This window comes from Streptomyces sp. NPDC104381, from assembly GCF_055583745.1.
The window spans coordinates 60,201-74,842 of record NZ_JBVJNK010000013.1; the positions used below are offsets into that span (position 1 = coordinate 60,201).

The 14,642-nt window shown below is 68.4% G+C and carries 13 protein-coding genes and 1 pseudogene; 5 read left to right on the forward strand and 9 right to left on the reverse strand.

Annotated elements, in window-relative coordinates; translation table 11 throughout:
- Window positions 1-45: 45 nt before the first annotated feature.
- The 3 genes and pseudogenes from ACZ607_RS33785 to ACZ607_RS33795 all read left to right on the forward strand — a co-directional run.
- Window positions 46-204 (forward strand): annotated as a pseudogene (locus tag ACZ607_RS33785) (VOC family protein); the annotation flags it as partial.
- A gap of 534 nt (window positions 205-738) precedes the next feature.
- The gene (locus ACZ607_RS33790) at window positions 739-1,296 is read left to right on the forward strand and encodes an RNA polymerase sigma factor (protein WP_469741464.1); all 558 of its coding nucleotides are present in this window, start codon (window positions 739-741) and stop codon (window positions 1,294-1,296) included.
- Complete coding sequence (locus tag ACZ607_RS33795; protein ID WP_469741466.1) at window positions 1,283-2,218, forward strand: CU044_5270 family protein; 936 nt, start codon at window positions 1,283-1,285, stop codon at window positions 2,216-2,218. Before ACZ607_RS33790 ends, ACZ607_RS33795 begins: the two co-directional genes overlap by 14 nt.
- Before the next feature lie 108 nt (window positions 2,219-2,326).
- Here the strand turns inward: ACZ607_RS33795 and ACZ607_RS33800 are convergent, their stop codons facing one another.
- Window positions 2,327-3,046, reverse strand: a complete 720-nt coding sequence (locus ACZ607_RS33800; protein ID WP_469741468.1) for a peptidase inhibitor family I36 protein — start codon at window positions 3,044-3,046, stop codon at window positions 2,327-2,329.
- 664 nt (window positions 3,047-3,710) lie between these two features.
- Between ACZ607_RS33800 and ACZ607_RS33805 the strand changes: the two genes are divergently transcribed.
- Window positions 3,711-4,499, forward strand: a complete 789-nt coding sequence (locus ACZ607_RS33805; protein ID WP_469741472.1) for a class I SAM-dependent methyltransferase — start codon at window positions 3,711-3,713, stop codon at window positions 4,497-4,499.
- Between the two features lie 1,437 nt (window positions 4,500-5,936).
- Window positions 5,937-6,413, forward strand: coding sequence for a helix-turn-helix transcriptional regulator (locus ACZ607_RS33810; RefSeq protein ID WP_469741474.1), 477 nt, complete (start codon window positions 5,937-5,939; stop codon window positions 6,411-6,413).
- Window positions 6,414-6,737: 324 nt separating this feature from the next.
- Here the strand turns inward: ACZ607_RS33810 and ACZ607_RS33815 are convergent, their stop codons facing one another.
- The 8 genes from ACZ607_RS33815 to ACZ607_RS33850 form a co-directional block, all read right to left on the reverse strand.
- Complete coding sequence (locus ACZ607_RS33815; protein ID WP_469741476.1) at window positions 6,738-7,025, reverse strand: hypothetical protein; 288 nt, start codon at window positions 7,023-7,025, stop codon at window positions 6,738-6,740.
- Window positions 7,026-7,154: 129 nt separating this feature from the next.
- Complete coding sequence (locus ACZ607_RS33820; RefSeq protein WP_469741477.1) at window positions 7,155-8,942, reverse strand: ABC transporter ATP-binding protein; 1,788 nt, start codon at window positions 8,940-8,942, stop codon at window positions 7,155-7,157.
- Between the two features lie 77 nt (window positions 8,943-9,019).
- A complete protein-coding gene (locus tag ACZ607_RS33825; RefSeq protein ID WP_469741478.1) occupies window positions 9,020-9,370 on the reverse strand; it encodes a transposase in 351 nt (116 codons plus the stop codon).
- Window positions 9,371-9,429: 59 nt separating this feature from the next.
- A complete protein-coding gene (locus tag ACZ607_RS33830; protein ID WP_469741481.1) occupies window positions 9,430-10,371 on the reverse strand; it encodes a hypothetical protein in 942 nt (313 codons plus the stop codon).
- Entirely contained in the window at window positions 10,368-10,979 is a 612-nt protein-coding gene (locus ACZ607_RS33835) for a flavoprotein (protein ID WP_469741483.1), read from the reverse strand. The genes ACZ607_RS33830 and ACZ607_RS33835 overlap by 4 nt, the downstream gene beginning before the upstream one ends.
- Window positions 10,976-11,953 carry an LLM class flavin-dependent oxidoreductase gene (locus ACZ607_RS33840; protein ID WP_469741485.1) on the reverse strand — a complete coding sequence of 326 codons (978 nt, stop codon included), beginning with the start codon at window positions 11,951-11,953 and terminating at the stop codon, window positions 10,976-10,978. The genes ACZ607_RS33835 and ACZ607_RS33840 overlap by 4 nt, the downstream gene beginning before the upstream one ends.
- A gap of 73 nt (window positions 11,954-12,026) precedes the next feature.
- The gene (locus ACZ607_RS33845; protein ID WP_469741487.1) at window positions 12,027-13,265 is read right to left on the reverse strand and encodes a M16 family metallopeptidase; all 1,239 of its coding nucleotides are present in this window, start codon (window positions 13,263-13,265) and stop codon (window positions 12,027-12,029) included.
- On the reverse strand, window positions 13,262-14,533 hold the full coding sequence (locus ACZ607_RS33850) for a M16 family metallopeptidase (protein ID WP_469741490.1): 1,272 nt from the start codon (window positions 14,531-14,533) through the stop codon (window positions 13,262-13,264). The genes ACZ607_RS33845 and ACZ607_RS33850 overlap by 4 nt, the downstream gene beginning before the upstream one ends.
- Window positions 14,534-14,642: the final 109 nt, after the last annotated feature.

Below are 14,642 nucleotides of genomic sequence, written 5' to 3' on the forward strand. Positions count from 1 at the left end.
GCCCGGCTTGCTTCTTGACGTGGTGGCGTCCATGTACGTCCTCCCCCGCGGGCGTGCATGGACGCCGCTGGGAAGGCACTCAGCACCAGTTGGAGCCTCCTCTTCCCCGACCGGCACCCCCACGCCGGCGGCGCCCACCAGCACGCCGCGTACCTTGAGAACACTGATCACTTCGAGATCGAACTTGTCGCCACCCAGCACTAGCCCCACTACGTCCCTACGGGGACGGGGAAGAAAGGTTGACTACAGGGCGGCAGCCGGGCCCAGAGACGGGCGCAAGGCACTCCAGTAGCTGTCGGATGCGTTCGGCCTTTGCTTCCGAGCCGAGGTCGGCACCAGCAGTGATCCGAGCGCCGGCGAACGTCGGTTCCCCATGGCTTCAGCAGGGCGGGTGTGGCTGCGTAGGGCATCCAGCGGACCGTGGGCGGCATTGTGCCGCAGGCGAGAGCGAAGTGGCCGGGGCAGCGGTCCTCAGTCGCATTATGCATGAAGTCGCTCTCCCCGAGACTGCGCTCGCTGTCGACCAGTCCGGGCGGCGTCCTGGTCGATACGGGAACAGCAGGCTGGGAGCGCTGCCCGTGGCGAGCGTCATGCCGAACGAGTCGGCGAACTGGTCAGGAAAGACCTGAACCTTACGCTCCCGCTTGCCGCCGGGCTCCCAAATGAGCTCCCCCGCTATCTTTTTTTCCGAGGTGTAACGGTGGGGCCAGTGCCGGACACATACAGGGTGGAGGGCAGATGGATTCGACGATCGAGGAACAGTTCACCGCCGTGTATCGGTCCCATCGAGTGGCGGTCGAGCGGTACGTGTTGCGGCGTGCCCAGCCGGAAGACGTGGGTGATGTGCTCGCAGAGGTGTTCTTGACGGCATGGCGCAGGATTGAGCAGATACCGGCTGAGCCCTTGCCGTGGCTGTACGGCGTTGCGCGGCGGGTGCTGGCGAACGACCGTCGCGCCAGCCAACGCCGAACCGACTTGAACGACCGCTTGGCCGACCAGCCGCGCCAGCACGATTATGGGCATGCGGAGGAGGTCATCGCACAAACGGATGTCGCCCAAGCATTCGACAGGCTCGGAGCTGACGACCAGGAAGTGCTGCGGCTGGCGTTGTGGGAAGAACTGACACCCGCGGAGATAGCACACGTCCTGGACCAGAAGGCTGTGGCAGTGCGGGTACGTCTGCACCGGGCCCGTCATCGGCTGCGAAGGCAACTCAACAGCTCTCGCCCTGCCTTGCCCACCGGTGTCTCGGACGCCGCCGTTCCTCCGCAGGAGGCTACCCATGCACGACACTGACAGGCTGCTGCAAGGGCTCGACCCCGCACGAGACATATTGCCGCAAATGACGGATGCGCAGGCCGAGGCTCTCCTTGCACACATCACAGTGACCGCACGTCCCACTGCTCGACAGGGTGCACGTCGACGTCCGCTCATGTTGGTCGCCGGGGTGGCAGCCACCGCAGTGGTCGCGGTCGGCATGATCGGTCTGATCGACGGGCCCGGGCAGCGTTCCGCCTTCGCATCGACGCCCGCTCCGCTCAAGTTGCAGGCCTTCGAGGGAACTGCGACAGCGCCCATGTTGCGGCGGCTGGCGCAGTCAGCTGAGAAGCAACCTGCCGCGGGTGGCGGGACTACGGAGCATTTCTCGTACGAGACGTGGTCGCTGTTCACCAGGATCGACGGAAAACAGGTCACCTCCGAGGTCGTGCCACAACGCTATGAGACGTGGCAGAAAGCAGACGGCTCCACCGAGCAGGTCGTGACGTGGGACGGCGGAAAGGAGAAGGGCAGCTTCCCGCCCAAAACCCAGCCTCAGCCGCCTTCAGCTGGCGGTACGGAAGAAATGAAGCACTGGATCCTCTCCCAGGGCGACGGAAAAAGTGCTGGCGCCTTCCTCAACCGTCTCAACGAGCGCAGTCTCGATACGATCTTGACACCGCAGCAAGTAGCCGGGGTTCTGCGGGCACTCGCGACGTTCGAGGGTGTGGAATACAACGGCGCCGTTAAAGACCGTTCCGGCCGCACCGGGGTCGCCTTCTCCGTCGAATCCAATTTCGGAGGCCTACCGAATAAGCAGACAGTGATCTTCGATCCGCATAGCGGCAAGCTTCTGGCACACGAGGAAATGCTCACCAAGGACCCCGGCAAGCTCAACGTCAAGATCCCGTCGGTTATTGACTACACCACCCACGTGAGGAGCGGATACACCACGGGCTGATGCTTCCGCTTCCGTCCGACTGACATTGCAATCGTGCTGATGCCTGGCCTTCCCAATATGAGCAGGAAGGCCAGGCATCAGCCGTGGTGTCACGGGGCAGCGTGCAGCCTATGAGGTCTTGAAGCAGTCAGCCTGATTGTCGTAACCGTTGTCATCGTTCTTCATGTGCTTGCTTTCCGTCCACAGGTGCTTGGTGCAGCTGCTGTCGTCGCCGGTGCGGGTCCGTCCGTAGACATAGATGGTCTTTCCTCCTCCGTTGACCCAGGACGAAGTCTTGTTGATGAAGTCATATTTAGAGAAGTACACCTTCGACGTGTGGGCGGCGTTCCACTGGAGGCGACGCCCCCCGTAGGAGTCGTACTGGTAGAAGCAGTACCAGTCGTTTCCGAACTTCTCGGTCGGGCAACCCTCATTTGAACCCAACGGCACCTCCACAAAAGGCACTATCTGCCCAGCGGACTTCGCCCGGAACGCCTGAACCGCAGCCGAAGTTGCAGGAGCCTTCTGCTCCCCCGGGTCCGGGAAGGACATGACGACCGCCCCACCCTCCCAAGCGACCTCGTGCGGGCTAATCTGCGTCCCGCCTTCGGTGTTCGCAAGTACGTCGTCGATCGACTCCTGCAAGGTCTGCGTGGGTGACGTCGGGTCATCAACTCCAGGCTCTTCCGACGCCTGTGCCTGGGTGACGCATACCAGGCTTGCCAGAGCGGTAGCAGTCACAACTGCCGTACGAATCCCGAAACGGTTAGCGCGCAAGGTTCCCCCCTCGAACGAAATGGGCGCGCGGCAGCTGCCCACCCAGCGGCTGTCAACCGCAGCGGGCACCACCGAACACCAGTACGGAGACACTAGATCACCGAACAGTTACTCTCAGCAATCGGTTTCCGGCCAGCGTGATCTACCGAAACCCGCCCACCGAGCCGGCACAGGAGGGTGGTGCTTCGTCTGCTCCGTAGTACTCAATGGAGGTTCGGATCCTCCGGCCACGTATCGCGGGGCATGGAGTCCTGGCAGAGCAGCGCGTGACGGTGACGAAGCGGCAAGTTCCGCCGAACAACCGGCGGTTCCTGAGGCAGAGATAGAGCTGGTCAAGCAGACGGAGTTCTCGTCGCGTCGGCGCCGGAGTGAGGGTGGGCTGCTACGGAGGCCGTCAGGGACGCGAAAGGACTACTGGTAGCAGGCATCACTGCGAGATCACCCCGCAAGTTCCGCGCGCCTTCTGCAGCTGCTCCACGCTCACCGGGAGCAAGGGAGCTGCGCGAACATTACACCAGGTACGGTGACGGGTGGGCGGTCTGGGGTGGGGGGATCCGGCGGGCCCTCTGGCTACAGGAGAAGAGACCCAAGGGCTGTTGCACACTGCATCGTATTGGACGATGGACCGCAGGTCGGGCAACTGCTGGACGTCACCGGCCTGGCCCCCGCGAACGTACCGCCGGCGCGCTGGTCACCCCGCACAGCTCATACGGTCCCAGCGGGCCAGTATGTGCCCGTGAAACCAACCTCACCGTCCTCAACGGCCGCGCCTGACCTGTGGCACAGCTACGGGGCGCCAGCCTCCCAGGCCCGCCCTGCGCTCCCACGCCTCCACTGGGACTGGTACCAGAGCACAGGCCCCGACGAAGCACTGCTCGGCGATGTCGCCGGCCGCGACGTCGCCGAACTCGGCGCGGGATCCGCCCGGCAGGCCGCTTACCTGGCCCAGGTCATGAAACCGGCCCGGGTCATCGCGCTCGACAGTTCCGCCACGCAACACGCTCGCAGCGTGTCCCTGCACGGCAACGTACCCCGCCTGGAGTTGATCCAGGCCGACGCAGCCACATACCTGGCCGAGCACCCGGACTCACTCGATATCGCCTACTCGATTTTCGGCGCGGTGGACTTCTGCGACCCGGAGACACTGCTCCCCGCAGTGGCTGTCGCGCTGCGACCTGGAGGGCGCCTGGTCTTCTCCACCCTCGGCCATTACAGCAACGGGGCACCGCCTGCGACCGAGTGCCTGCCAACAGACGTCTCCATGCGCCTGCCGGACGGTAGTCCCGGCACTCTGCAACGGTGGGTTCTGGATACGCCGGTCTGGGAGAAGCTGCTGGACGGGGCCGGATTCGATCTCATCATCTCGGACACCGTCCATAACCTGGCACCGGATGGCGGGAAGGCAATGACCACGTGCCTCTTCGTGGCGAGAAAGCGTGTGGAGCCACACCCCGAGTCGGCCCTGGCGCACGACGAGGAACACGACGGCCTTCCCCCGGGGGCACCACGAGGAACAATGTGCTGAGATGCGGGGCGAAATGGTCGACGCGAACGCTGTGGCGGGCCCAGCCCCGCACGCGCGGGGAGCACCGCATCCGTGAGGACTCCGCGACCCGTACCCGGGGACCATCCCCGCACGCGCGGGGAGCACGGAGACCTGTTGGCCAGGGCCAGGGCCCGGTGGGGACCATCCCCGCACGCGCGGGGAGCACTCTCACTGAACTGCGATTCTGTCATCCGTGATAGCCATTCCACCACTTTCACTGACTCCGACAAAACACGCTTTTCAGTCATACGCGCATAAACCTCCCTGTCATGCCCTCTGATCAGTGGACATGCCTGACGGTCATACCACCGCCCTCGACGATCGGGTTCGCGCAGCCACCATCGAGCAGCTCCCAGCACCTGGGGCAACAGCCGGCGGACCGGCAGAGTTGAAGCACGTAGACGCCTCACTCTTCGTCCCTGGCAAGGTCACCGAGAACCCTGCCGTACGAGGAAGCAGATCGGCCGGGCCCCTCCCAAAACATGGCCGGCGGCAGCTGCTGCCAAGCCTCGCCAAACGCGGTTCTCGTACTCTCAGCGGGCCTTGCACTGAGCCGGTACAGCAGGGACGCCCTGAGCGCCATCGAGTGGCTGGCAGCGTGAGAGGAGTCCTCGGTGCACGGGCGGGGGCGGCGTCGACGCGCAGCGTGGCAACTTCGGGAGTACAGGGACGACCTGACCGCCGCCGCAGCAAAGCAGCGGACAGCCCACTCCAGCGCCGCTTCTCAGCGCATGCCCCCGCTCCGGACCCACGTGGCAGGACCCGCGACGACAGGCCTGCCACGCATCTCGCACCCGGTCACAGCTCATTCCGTACTGGGACATCAAGACGGGAAGGGAGGCTCCGACAGGGGAACTGTGAAATAGCGCGTGCGGAGGTACCCGAGCCGCGCGGCCGCCAGGCCGTGCGGCGGAGCCCGCCACTCACACCGACCACGCCTTTCCGCTCGTGATACGTCACGGCCGCCACCACCCGAGACGCAGTGCCGCTAGTGCCGCCCACGGTCCGCGGAGAACTGACGGAGCCGCAGGCGAAGCCTCCTCAGCCGACGCAGGGCCCCTCTTGGTGGTGCTTCGCCCCCACCCGGCCCGGCCTTGCCGCCGCTTGTGATTGCGGCAGCAGTCGTGACGGCTCCGGGGCCAGCCTCTAAAGACTAGATAGCGGCGAGGCGTTGACCAGGAACAACGTGACTGTTACATGCAACTTGGCGGCATGGATCGACCCTGATCGCGGCGAGATGCATGCGCACATCTGCATAGATCGATCCCGCTTCGAATTATTCGGCCTACGCATGAACCTCCCGCATAAAATCGCAGTTCTGCTATGTTATACGGGCCTGTTGATCAACGGGCTCCGGTCGGGTCGACGTGACAGCAGCACCGGATTCACCCTGCCTGCGAGGATCAAGACCCCGCGATGAGCTCTGTCCCCGGCTTCCACAACCCGGACACCTTCGAGCTTCTGCCGAACGCCTGCCTGTCGCCGACAGCCCGCGACATCTTCGACGTACTCACCGCCCGCCAGGAACCGGGCGGTCTGGTGCGTATGCGTCAGCAGGACATCGCCGAGCGCCTCGGGCTCACCCAGTCCGCCGTCTCCCGGGCTGTCGGCCAACTGCGGGACAAGGGGATTCTCGGCGAGCGGCAGCAGCAGGGCGTCCTGCTCATCCACCCGCTACTGGCCGGCTACGAGTCGCTCGCGCACATGGTCAACCACCTGAAGGACCCGGACACGTACCTCTGGCCGCTCAACTTCCCCACAGGGGACATCCGCCCTCCTCGTACCCGCGACGCTCGTGACGGCACTCGATTCGCTTCCGGGACAGGCGATGGCGAGGAGGCACCTGCACCGCCGGCAAGGCCGGTCCTGGGTGTGGTGAGTCCGACGTCATGACTGTCCAGGCCCCATCAGCGGCACCGTCGAGCAGGTACAGAAGAACGCGACAGCAGTCGGCTGCTACGAAACGACCGTCGCTTGCATGCCCGGCGCGCCGGTTCCTCGGTCGATCGCCCTCACCAGCATCGAGCGCGACACCGCTTTCCGCTCCGGCACCGCGGCCCTGAGGGCCGGCGCCGGAGCAGACGACCGCGACCACCCGGTAACCGTGAGGACCGACCGGGCAGCAGACCGTCTCCCTCACCCTCGGCCGAGTGACTCCGGGGCCGCCCTGGCAGTAGCGAGGACTCACGACATGCCGGGGGGCGGCCCATCACTGCCTCACTTCTTCACGTAGAGGTCCTGGAACGGGGTGAAGGGGAGGGTCTGGATGCACACGTACGCGGTCCAGCTGCCGTCCGCCACACCGTTCTTGCCCGTCGTCTGGCAGGCAGCCGCGGTGCCGTAGAAGGAGTCCTCGTGCACGTAGCCCGCGGGCGGTGCCACGGCGGCGGCAGAGGCGGCCTGCTGCTGCGAGGGGACCGGGGCGGCGAAGGCCTGCGGTGCGCCCATGACGAATGCGACGGACAGGAGTGCGGCGTAGAAGGTGCGCTGCATGGATCGGGACATCAGGAGTTCCTTCTCTCTGTGATGGTGCGGATGCGACGTCGAGCAAGGGGGACGAGACCGTCGGCCACTTGAGCCGGCGGCTTCAGTCGTGTCCGGCCACGTGCGGGTGTCGCCCCGCACGCCGCGGGGCTACGCCGCCGCGGGTGCCTCGACCGTTTCCTTGAGGGTCTGCGTGGCCACCAGTTCCCGGTACTGGGGCGACCGCCGCATGAGCGTGTCGTGCTCCCCGGAGGCCAGTACGGTGCCGTCGGCCATCAGGACAACGTGCCGGGCGTGGTGGACGGTGGACAGGCGGTGGGCCACCACGACGACGGCGCGGTGCCGGGCCAGTTCGTCCAGTACGACGCGAAGCCGCTGCTCGTTGATGCCGTCGAGCTGGCTGGTGGGTTCGTCGAGCAGCACGATGTCGGCGTCGGACAGGAGAGCGCGGGCCAGTGCCATGCGCTGGCGCTGGCCTCCGGAGAGGTCGGACTCGCGGCCGAGCACCGTGTCCAGGCCGTTGGGCAGCGCTTCGACGACGTCGGTGAGGTCGAGGACGTCGAGTACGTGTGCGATCTCCGCGTCGGTGGCGGGGGTGTCCTTCCCCAGTTGCAGGTTGTCGCGGGCGCTGGCCTCGATGAGGGTGAACTTCTGGTCGACGTAGGCGATGTGCCGACGGAGGTCGTCCAGGGGCCAGGTGTCCTGGTCGTGCCCGAGGACGGAGATGCGTCCCTTGCCGGGCCGTACGAACCGGTCCATGAGGGTGAGGGTGGTGGTCTTGCCGGCGCCGGAGGGGCCGACGAGCGCGGTGAGCCCGGTGGCCGGTACGTCGAAGCAGAGGTCGTCCAGGGCGGGGACACGGCCGCCGGGATGGGTGAACGAGACGTCACGGAAGACGACGGCCGGTGCGCTCGGGTCCACCGCGGGGGGAGCGCCGACGGCGGACTCGGCGGACTCGGTGGGCAGGGCGAGCAGTTCGTTGCAGCGGTCCCGGGCCGCCGTTCCCGCCTGCAGGCGGCCCAGTGCGGTGGTGAGGGTGGTGGCCGAGGGGATGGTCTGCAGCAGGTAGAGGAGGAAGGCGGCGAAGGCGGCGGCGCTGAGGTCCCCGGAGGCTATGCGGGTGCCTCCGGTGAGGACCACGGCGATCATCGCGAACTGGTTGCCGAGCTGCGTCACGGCCGGCACTCCGGACTGGAGCCGGGCACTGGTGAGGGATTCGCGGCGCAGGGCGTCGGCGTCGTCGGCCAGCGATCGGGACACGAGCGGTTCCGCGCGGTTCGCCTTGATCGCGGTGAGCGCTTCGAGGTGTGCGGTGAAGCGCTGGGCGATTCTTCCGTTGGCGGCCTGCTGGCTGAGGATGCTCGCCTTGAGCTGCCGCAACGTGCCGCTGAGGACGGCGATGACCAGGAGCAGGGAGGTCACGGTCACCAGGGTGAGGACCCAGTCGAGCCACGTCATCACGACGAGGGTGGAGAGCACGGTGAGTGCCGCGAGCGGGAACTGGGCGCCGACGTCGACGACCTGGCGGAGCTGGAGGGCGTCCGAGGTGATCCGGGCGGTGAGGGACCCGGTGCCCTGCGCGCGGACGGTGGACAGGGGCAGGCGCAGCACGTGTGCCATGACGCGGCTGCGGATCCGGTAGACCATCTCCTCGCCGGCCCGGGCGATGAGGAATCCGGCGGCGGCCATGGCGGCCGCGCCCGTCACTGCGGCGACGCACATCCAGATGAGGGGGGTGCGTACCGACTGGTCCTCGGCGAAGCCGGTGATGATGTCCTTGGCCAGGAGGGGCAGGGACAGCGAGGCACCCGTCGCGGCGAGGGCCAGCACGACGGCGGCGATCAGGGGCCAGGGTGTCGTGCCGAGCTCCCGCAGGAGCCGGATGGGCTGGTCCGCGGGTGCCGGAGGACTTTGGGGCTGGTCGGTCGGGTGTCTCATGACGAACACCTTTCGGGGCGGCGGTGCCGGGGCTGGATTGCTGCGTGTGCGAGGCGCGCGTCGGCGCGCGGAGCGGGTCAGAGCAGAGGACTGCGGAGGGCCCCCGAGCGGTAGCCGCCCGACAGTCCGGGTCTGCGCGCGAATTCGCCACGGTGCTGGCGCAGGGCGAGATGGGCTTCGCCGAGTGCGGCTTTCAGCAGGGCGATCTCGTGGAGAAGCTGCCGTTCGCGGTCGGTTCCCTTGGAGTGGCGGGCGTGGGGCTGCAGGCTGTCGTGCCCGGCGGAGATGAACTGCCGACGCCAGTTGGCCACGGCCTGGGACGAGACACCGGCCTGCTGCGCGGCCTGGGAGAGGGTGATGCGCTTGCGGAGCAGTTCCAGCACGAGGCGCACCTTTTCCTGGGGTGGGGTGGCGGGTTGCGGCGACACGGCGGCGTCCTTCTGTCTGCTGCGTCCGGAGGTTCCTGGCTGGTGGGCGGACCCGTGGTTCATGTCTGAGGGAGCGAGGTGAGCCCGTCGCAGTCGAGGAGGTCGGCAAGCATCGGGATGTAGGTGTGGAGGCTGGCGTGCCATCCGACGTAGTGGGCGAAGTCGTGTGCGTGTGTGGCGATGCGGACCACGGCGCCGGCGGCCACGACAGCGCGGTCGTAGCCGGGGCCGTAGTGGTCCAGGAAGGCCGCCGTCAGGTCGTGGAGCTGGGGGTTCGGGGCACCGGACAGTTCCGCGGTGCGCCGGAACTCCTCGATCTCGCCGACGAGGTTGGCCAGATCCGCTTCGGGGCGCGCATGGGCGGCCTCGATGCCGGACAGGACGACCGTGGGCGCGCCGGTGTCCGGGGTGTCCGGCGGGACGATGTTGCCGAGGGTGAGCCAGCCGTGCAGGACGGTGTCCTGGCCGGTCGGCCGTAGCAGGGCGTCGGTGAAGTCGCGCAGCTTGGTCATGCGCCCGACGCCGAGCTGGGTGCGCAGCCGGTAGTGGAAGCCCGCGCCCGCCCGGGTGCCGCCGCCGTGTTCGAGCCAGGGGCAGAGTCTGGTCAGGCCGGATGGCAGGGGGTAGCCGGCGTGGGCCGGCGTGGGGCCGGGGGTGTGCAGGATCCTCAGCCGGCTGCCGAGGCGGCCGAGCAGGGGCGAGAGCTGGTGGCACGCGTCGTCGTCGGCAAGCAGGACGCGGGCGGCGCTGCGTCGGCCGGCGGCGTGCCAGGTGGCGGTGTTCCCGTCCGCGTGGGTGGGCGTGGCGAAGTGGAGTACGTCGTCCGACGCTTCCCGCGCACGCGCGACGAAGTCGGCGGGGATCCTCGGGTAGGGGGCCGGGTGGTCGCGGCCGCGTGTGTGCTGCCAGCGGACGGTTCCGTCGGGGCCGGCGGTCAGCCGTGTGGTCTGCAGTCCCGTGCCGTAGGTCGCGATCTGCTCTTCCTCGCCGAGTACGGTCATGGGGTGTCGCTCTCCGTCCAGGCGCGCAGGTCTTCCAGGGCACTGAGCGCGTGCGGCAGAAGGGCGGCGCTCCCTATGCCCCCTTCGCCGGTGGTCACGCTGGTTCCGTTGACGGGCGGGAGAACAGTGACGTTCTCGCGCTCGGACAACTCGAGGATGTGTCGTCGGTACGCCGGGTTCAGATGCCCGTGCGGAGGTAGCGAGGGGCAGATGACGACGGGGGCCCGGGTGCACTGCAGGGCCAGCAGCGCGGGTGTGTCGGCCAGCCCCAGCGACAGGCGGGCGATGAAGTGCATGGTGGCGGGGTGGACGAGTACCGCGTCCGGCCAGGTCGCGAGGTCGACGTGCAGGGCACGGTCGGGCTCGTCGGGCCATACGTCGATGGTGGGCAGGCCCGTGCCGCTCACCGCGGCGACCGCCGTGGTTCCCACGAAGCGCCGGGCGGACGGGGTGAGGACACTGCGGACCTCGGTGTCCGGGTAATTGGTGCGCAGCCAGCTCATCCAGTTCGGCAGGTGCATGGCCTGGATGCCGCCGGTGGTGAGGTAGAGGAGCCGTCTCGCGCGGAAGGCGGGTGCGGTGGCCGGGGACGGCGTGGGTGAGGTCATCGCGTACCGCGCTTGGCGAAGGCCCTGGTGATGGCGGTGAGGTCGCGGATCGCGGCGCCCGGCCCTTCGTGCATGTGGAGTCCGCAGACGTTGACGATGACGTCGTCGATGCCGGCCTCGTGGTACGAGGCGATGGTTTCCGCGATCTCGTCGGCGGTACCGGTCGCGAACACGTTGTGGTCGATGAGGCGCTGCGCGCCGGTGACGGGATCGGACCGGTCGACGGGCACGCCGGCCTTGTTGAGCATGTCGGTGTAGTGCGGTGAGATCAGGTGCGGCCCGACGGCTGACAGAGAGATCTGCCGGAGGTCGCGGCCGGGCCTGGCCAGGGCACAGTGGACGACGCTGGCCACCCGCGCGCGCGTGGTCCGGCCCGCGGCCTGTGCGGCCTCTTCCATGGCGGGCATGAGGCTGTCGCGGAGGTAGCTGAGGGGGGTGAGCCAGGTGATGGCCCAGTCGGCGGCCTCTCCGGCCAGCCGGGCCATGGGCAGGCGCAGCACGCCCAGCCCGATCTCCACCGGCGGCGTGTCGAACTTCGCGATCTCGACGCCCTCGGTCTCCCAGAGACCGTCGTCCGTGGCCGTACCGCCGTCGAGCAGCGTGCGCATCATCCCGATGTAGTGGCGGGCGGCGGTGATGGGCTTCTCGTAGGGGCTGCCGTTGACCCGGCGTTGCAGTTCCTTGCCGCCGGGGCCGAGACCGCTGATGTAGGTGTGCCCGGACAGGGCGGCGATGGAGCGCGCGTTCACGGCTGCGGTCAGGGGATGGCGCAGCGGTATCAGGGTGACGGCGGTACCGAAGCCGACGTCGATGCCCATGCCGGTCAGGGCGGCGAAGATGGTGTGGGTCTCGATGGTGAACGACTGGCCGAGCCAGAGTCGGCGGCCGGACGTGTTCTCGGCGACGCGTGCGTAGGGCAGTACGTCGCCGATGTCCGCGGGCATGGCCGGGTACATGACGCTGATCGTGGACATGGGGTCTTCCTTCGCTCGTGCTTGCTACTGGATGCGATCGGCCGGGCGTCCGCCGGGGACTGCGGGAGCGTCCTCAGCGCCACCGGTCCGGGAAGTCACCGGCGTCCCCGCAGACGGCTCCGCTGAAGCGGTCCGGCCGGTAGTGGCTCGCCGCCGCGCGGACGTCGGCGACGGTGAGCCGGGCGAGGGCGCGTGGGACGTCGGTGAGGGCGCTCGCGGGCAGGTTCTGGGTGATGGCCGCGGTCAGCAGGGAGGCCCGGCCGCTCTGGGAACCGGTGTTGATGGCGTAGGCGCCGGAGACGAATCCGCAGGCCGCCCTGAGCTCGTCCTCGTCGGGGCCCGTGGCGGAGAACTCGTCGGTCAGCTCCATGAGGAGGCGCATGGCCTGCTCTGCGTGGCGGGTGTGCACATCGGTCTCGATGACGACGAAGTCCTGGTCGACGTAGTCGGTGGTGGCCCGGCACCGGTAGGCCAGGCCGTGCCGTTCCCGAAGCACGGTGTTGATCCGGGAGGAGAAGCTGCCGCCCAGCACGGTCACGGCGGCCTGATGGGCTGCGAAGTCCGCCACGCTGCTGCGGGGCGCGGCGGGTGCGACCAGCCGGATCTGTGTCTGTTCCTGGCCGGGGCGGTGGCTGCTGGTGATCTCGGGCAGCGGGGCGTCGGGGCGGAGGCCCGGCGCCTCGTCGTCGGTGCCCCGCTCCCAGTGGGCCAGTGCTGCCGTGAAGCGGGCGAGGGAATCCTCGGCGCGGGTGTCGCCGACGAGGGCGAGGTGGGCGTGGTGCGGGGTGACGAACCGTTGGAAGGCCTCGGCGACGTCGTCGCGCGTGACGCCGGACGTCAACCGGGGGTCGGGGGCCGGGTCGACGGCCGGTGGGAGGTGCCCGTAGTGCTGGGACCACATGCGACGGGTGGCGTGGACCGCGGGCTGGGAGGCCGCCAGGGCGGCCTGCTGGGTCACCAGGGCGACGGCACGGCCGACGGTCTCGTCGGTGAAGGTGGCGCGGGTGAGGTCGGCGAGGGTGTCCGCCATGAGCTGCTGGTGGTCCGTGGTGGCGTGCAGGCCCACCATCAGCCAGTTGCGCCTGCGGTTGACGCTGGCGATTCCGCCGACCTGTTCGAGCCGGGCGGTGGCGGGGTGCAGCGACCAGCAGGCGGCCAGGACGTCGGAGACGGCGAGGTCTGCCGGTGTGTGGAGGGGGAGGCTGATGGACAGTCGCGCCTGGAGCATCGGCACCGTGCCGAGCGGGGTGGCGGTGAGGGTGAGTCCGGAAGGGACGTCGGTGGTGAGGAGTTCCGGGGCTGGCGCGGTCATGGGGTGGTCTCCTCGGGCAGCAGGTTGAGCAGCGCACGTCCCGCAGGAGCGGACACGTTGGCCGCTGCCGCCGCGACGTCGTCGTCGGTGAGGTCTCCGGCGTACCGGGCGAGCCGCGCCCCGATGTCGGCCTGGCCGAAGAGGAGCTCTCCACGGGCCAGGAACCGCGCGCGGTAGGCGAGTGAGTCGAAGTCCCGGTAGAGACCGGTACGTGTGCGTGCCACCGCGCGGGCGGTCTCCGCTCCCCGGCCCGCGCCCTCGGCGACGTCGGCGATGTGGGTCCTGACGATCTCCTCCGTCTTGCCGTCCTGGCCGGCCGGGTGGTGGGCGACGACGACGAAGGTGTCGGGGTGCACGACGTTGAGTGGTCCGAAGTAGCCCGTGGCGGAGTCCGCCTTCGCGCCGAGCGGGGCCAGCGCGGAGCGCAGCCTCGAGTTGCTGCCGGTGGTGAGCAGGTGGGACAGGGCCATGTGAGCCGCGTAGCCGCGCATGTCGTACCGGGCGTCGGGGAGACGGACGCCCATCGCCAGGGCCGGCTGGGGGGCCAGTGGGTCGTGGCACGTCGCCCGCCGCTCGTCGGTGGGCAGTGGCTCGTGGAGGTCGGGCGGGGCCGGCACCGGGCGCGCGGCGACATCGGCGAAGGCGGTGCGCGCTTCGGCGAGGGCGTCCTCTGGGTCGCAGTCCCCGCATATGGCCAGGACGGCGTTGCCGGGGGCGTAGTACAGCCGGAAGAAGTCGACGCAGTCGTCGGCGGTCGCGGCGTCGAGGTCGGCCAGTTCCCCGAAGCCGTTGTGGGTGTTCTCCCACCGTTCGAACATCACGCCGGGAAGGACCGTCCAGGGGAAGCCGCCGTACGGCTTCCCGGTGACCTGGAGACGGATCTCCTCCTTGACCACGTCGCGCTGGGTGGCGAGGAGTTCCGGGGATATCGTCAGAAATCCCATGCGGTCCGCTTCCAGCAGGAGGACTTTCCGCAGCGCCTCTCCGGGAACGACCTGATAATAGTCGGTCGAGTCGGGAAAGGTGTTTCCGTTGACGACTCCCCCGCAGGCCTGGACGGCCGCGAAGTGTTCCCCGGGGGCGGTGTTGCGCGAACCCTGGAACATCATGTGCTCGAAGAGGTGGGCGAATCCCGAGCGCGCAGGCTTTTCGGTCCGGAAGCCGACCCGGTAGTTCACCGAGACTCCGACCCCGGAGGCTCCTTCGACTCGTTGCGCCACGACCCTCAGCCCGTTGTCGAGTGTCGTGTGTGCGATGGCGTCCGACATAGCCAGGATTAGAACCGCGCCGGCTCCGGCCCATCAACCATTAGTTGACCCGCAGGTGGGAGTCCCCGCAGCGGAGAGGCCCCATGCCGTCCGCATCTTCAACCAACCC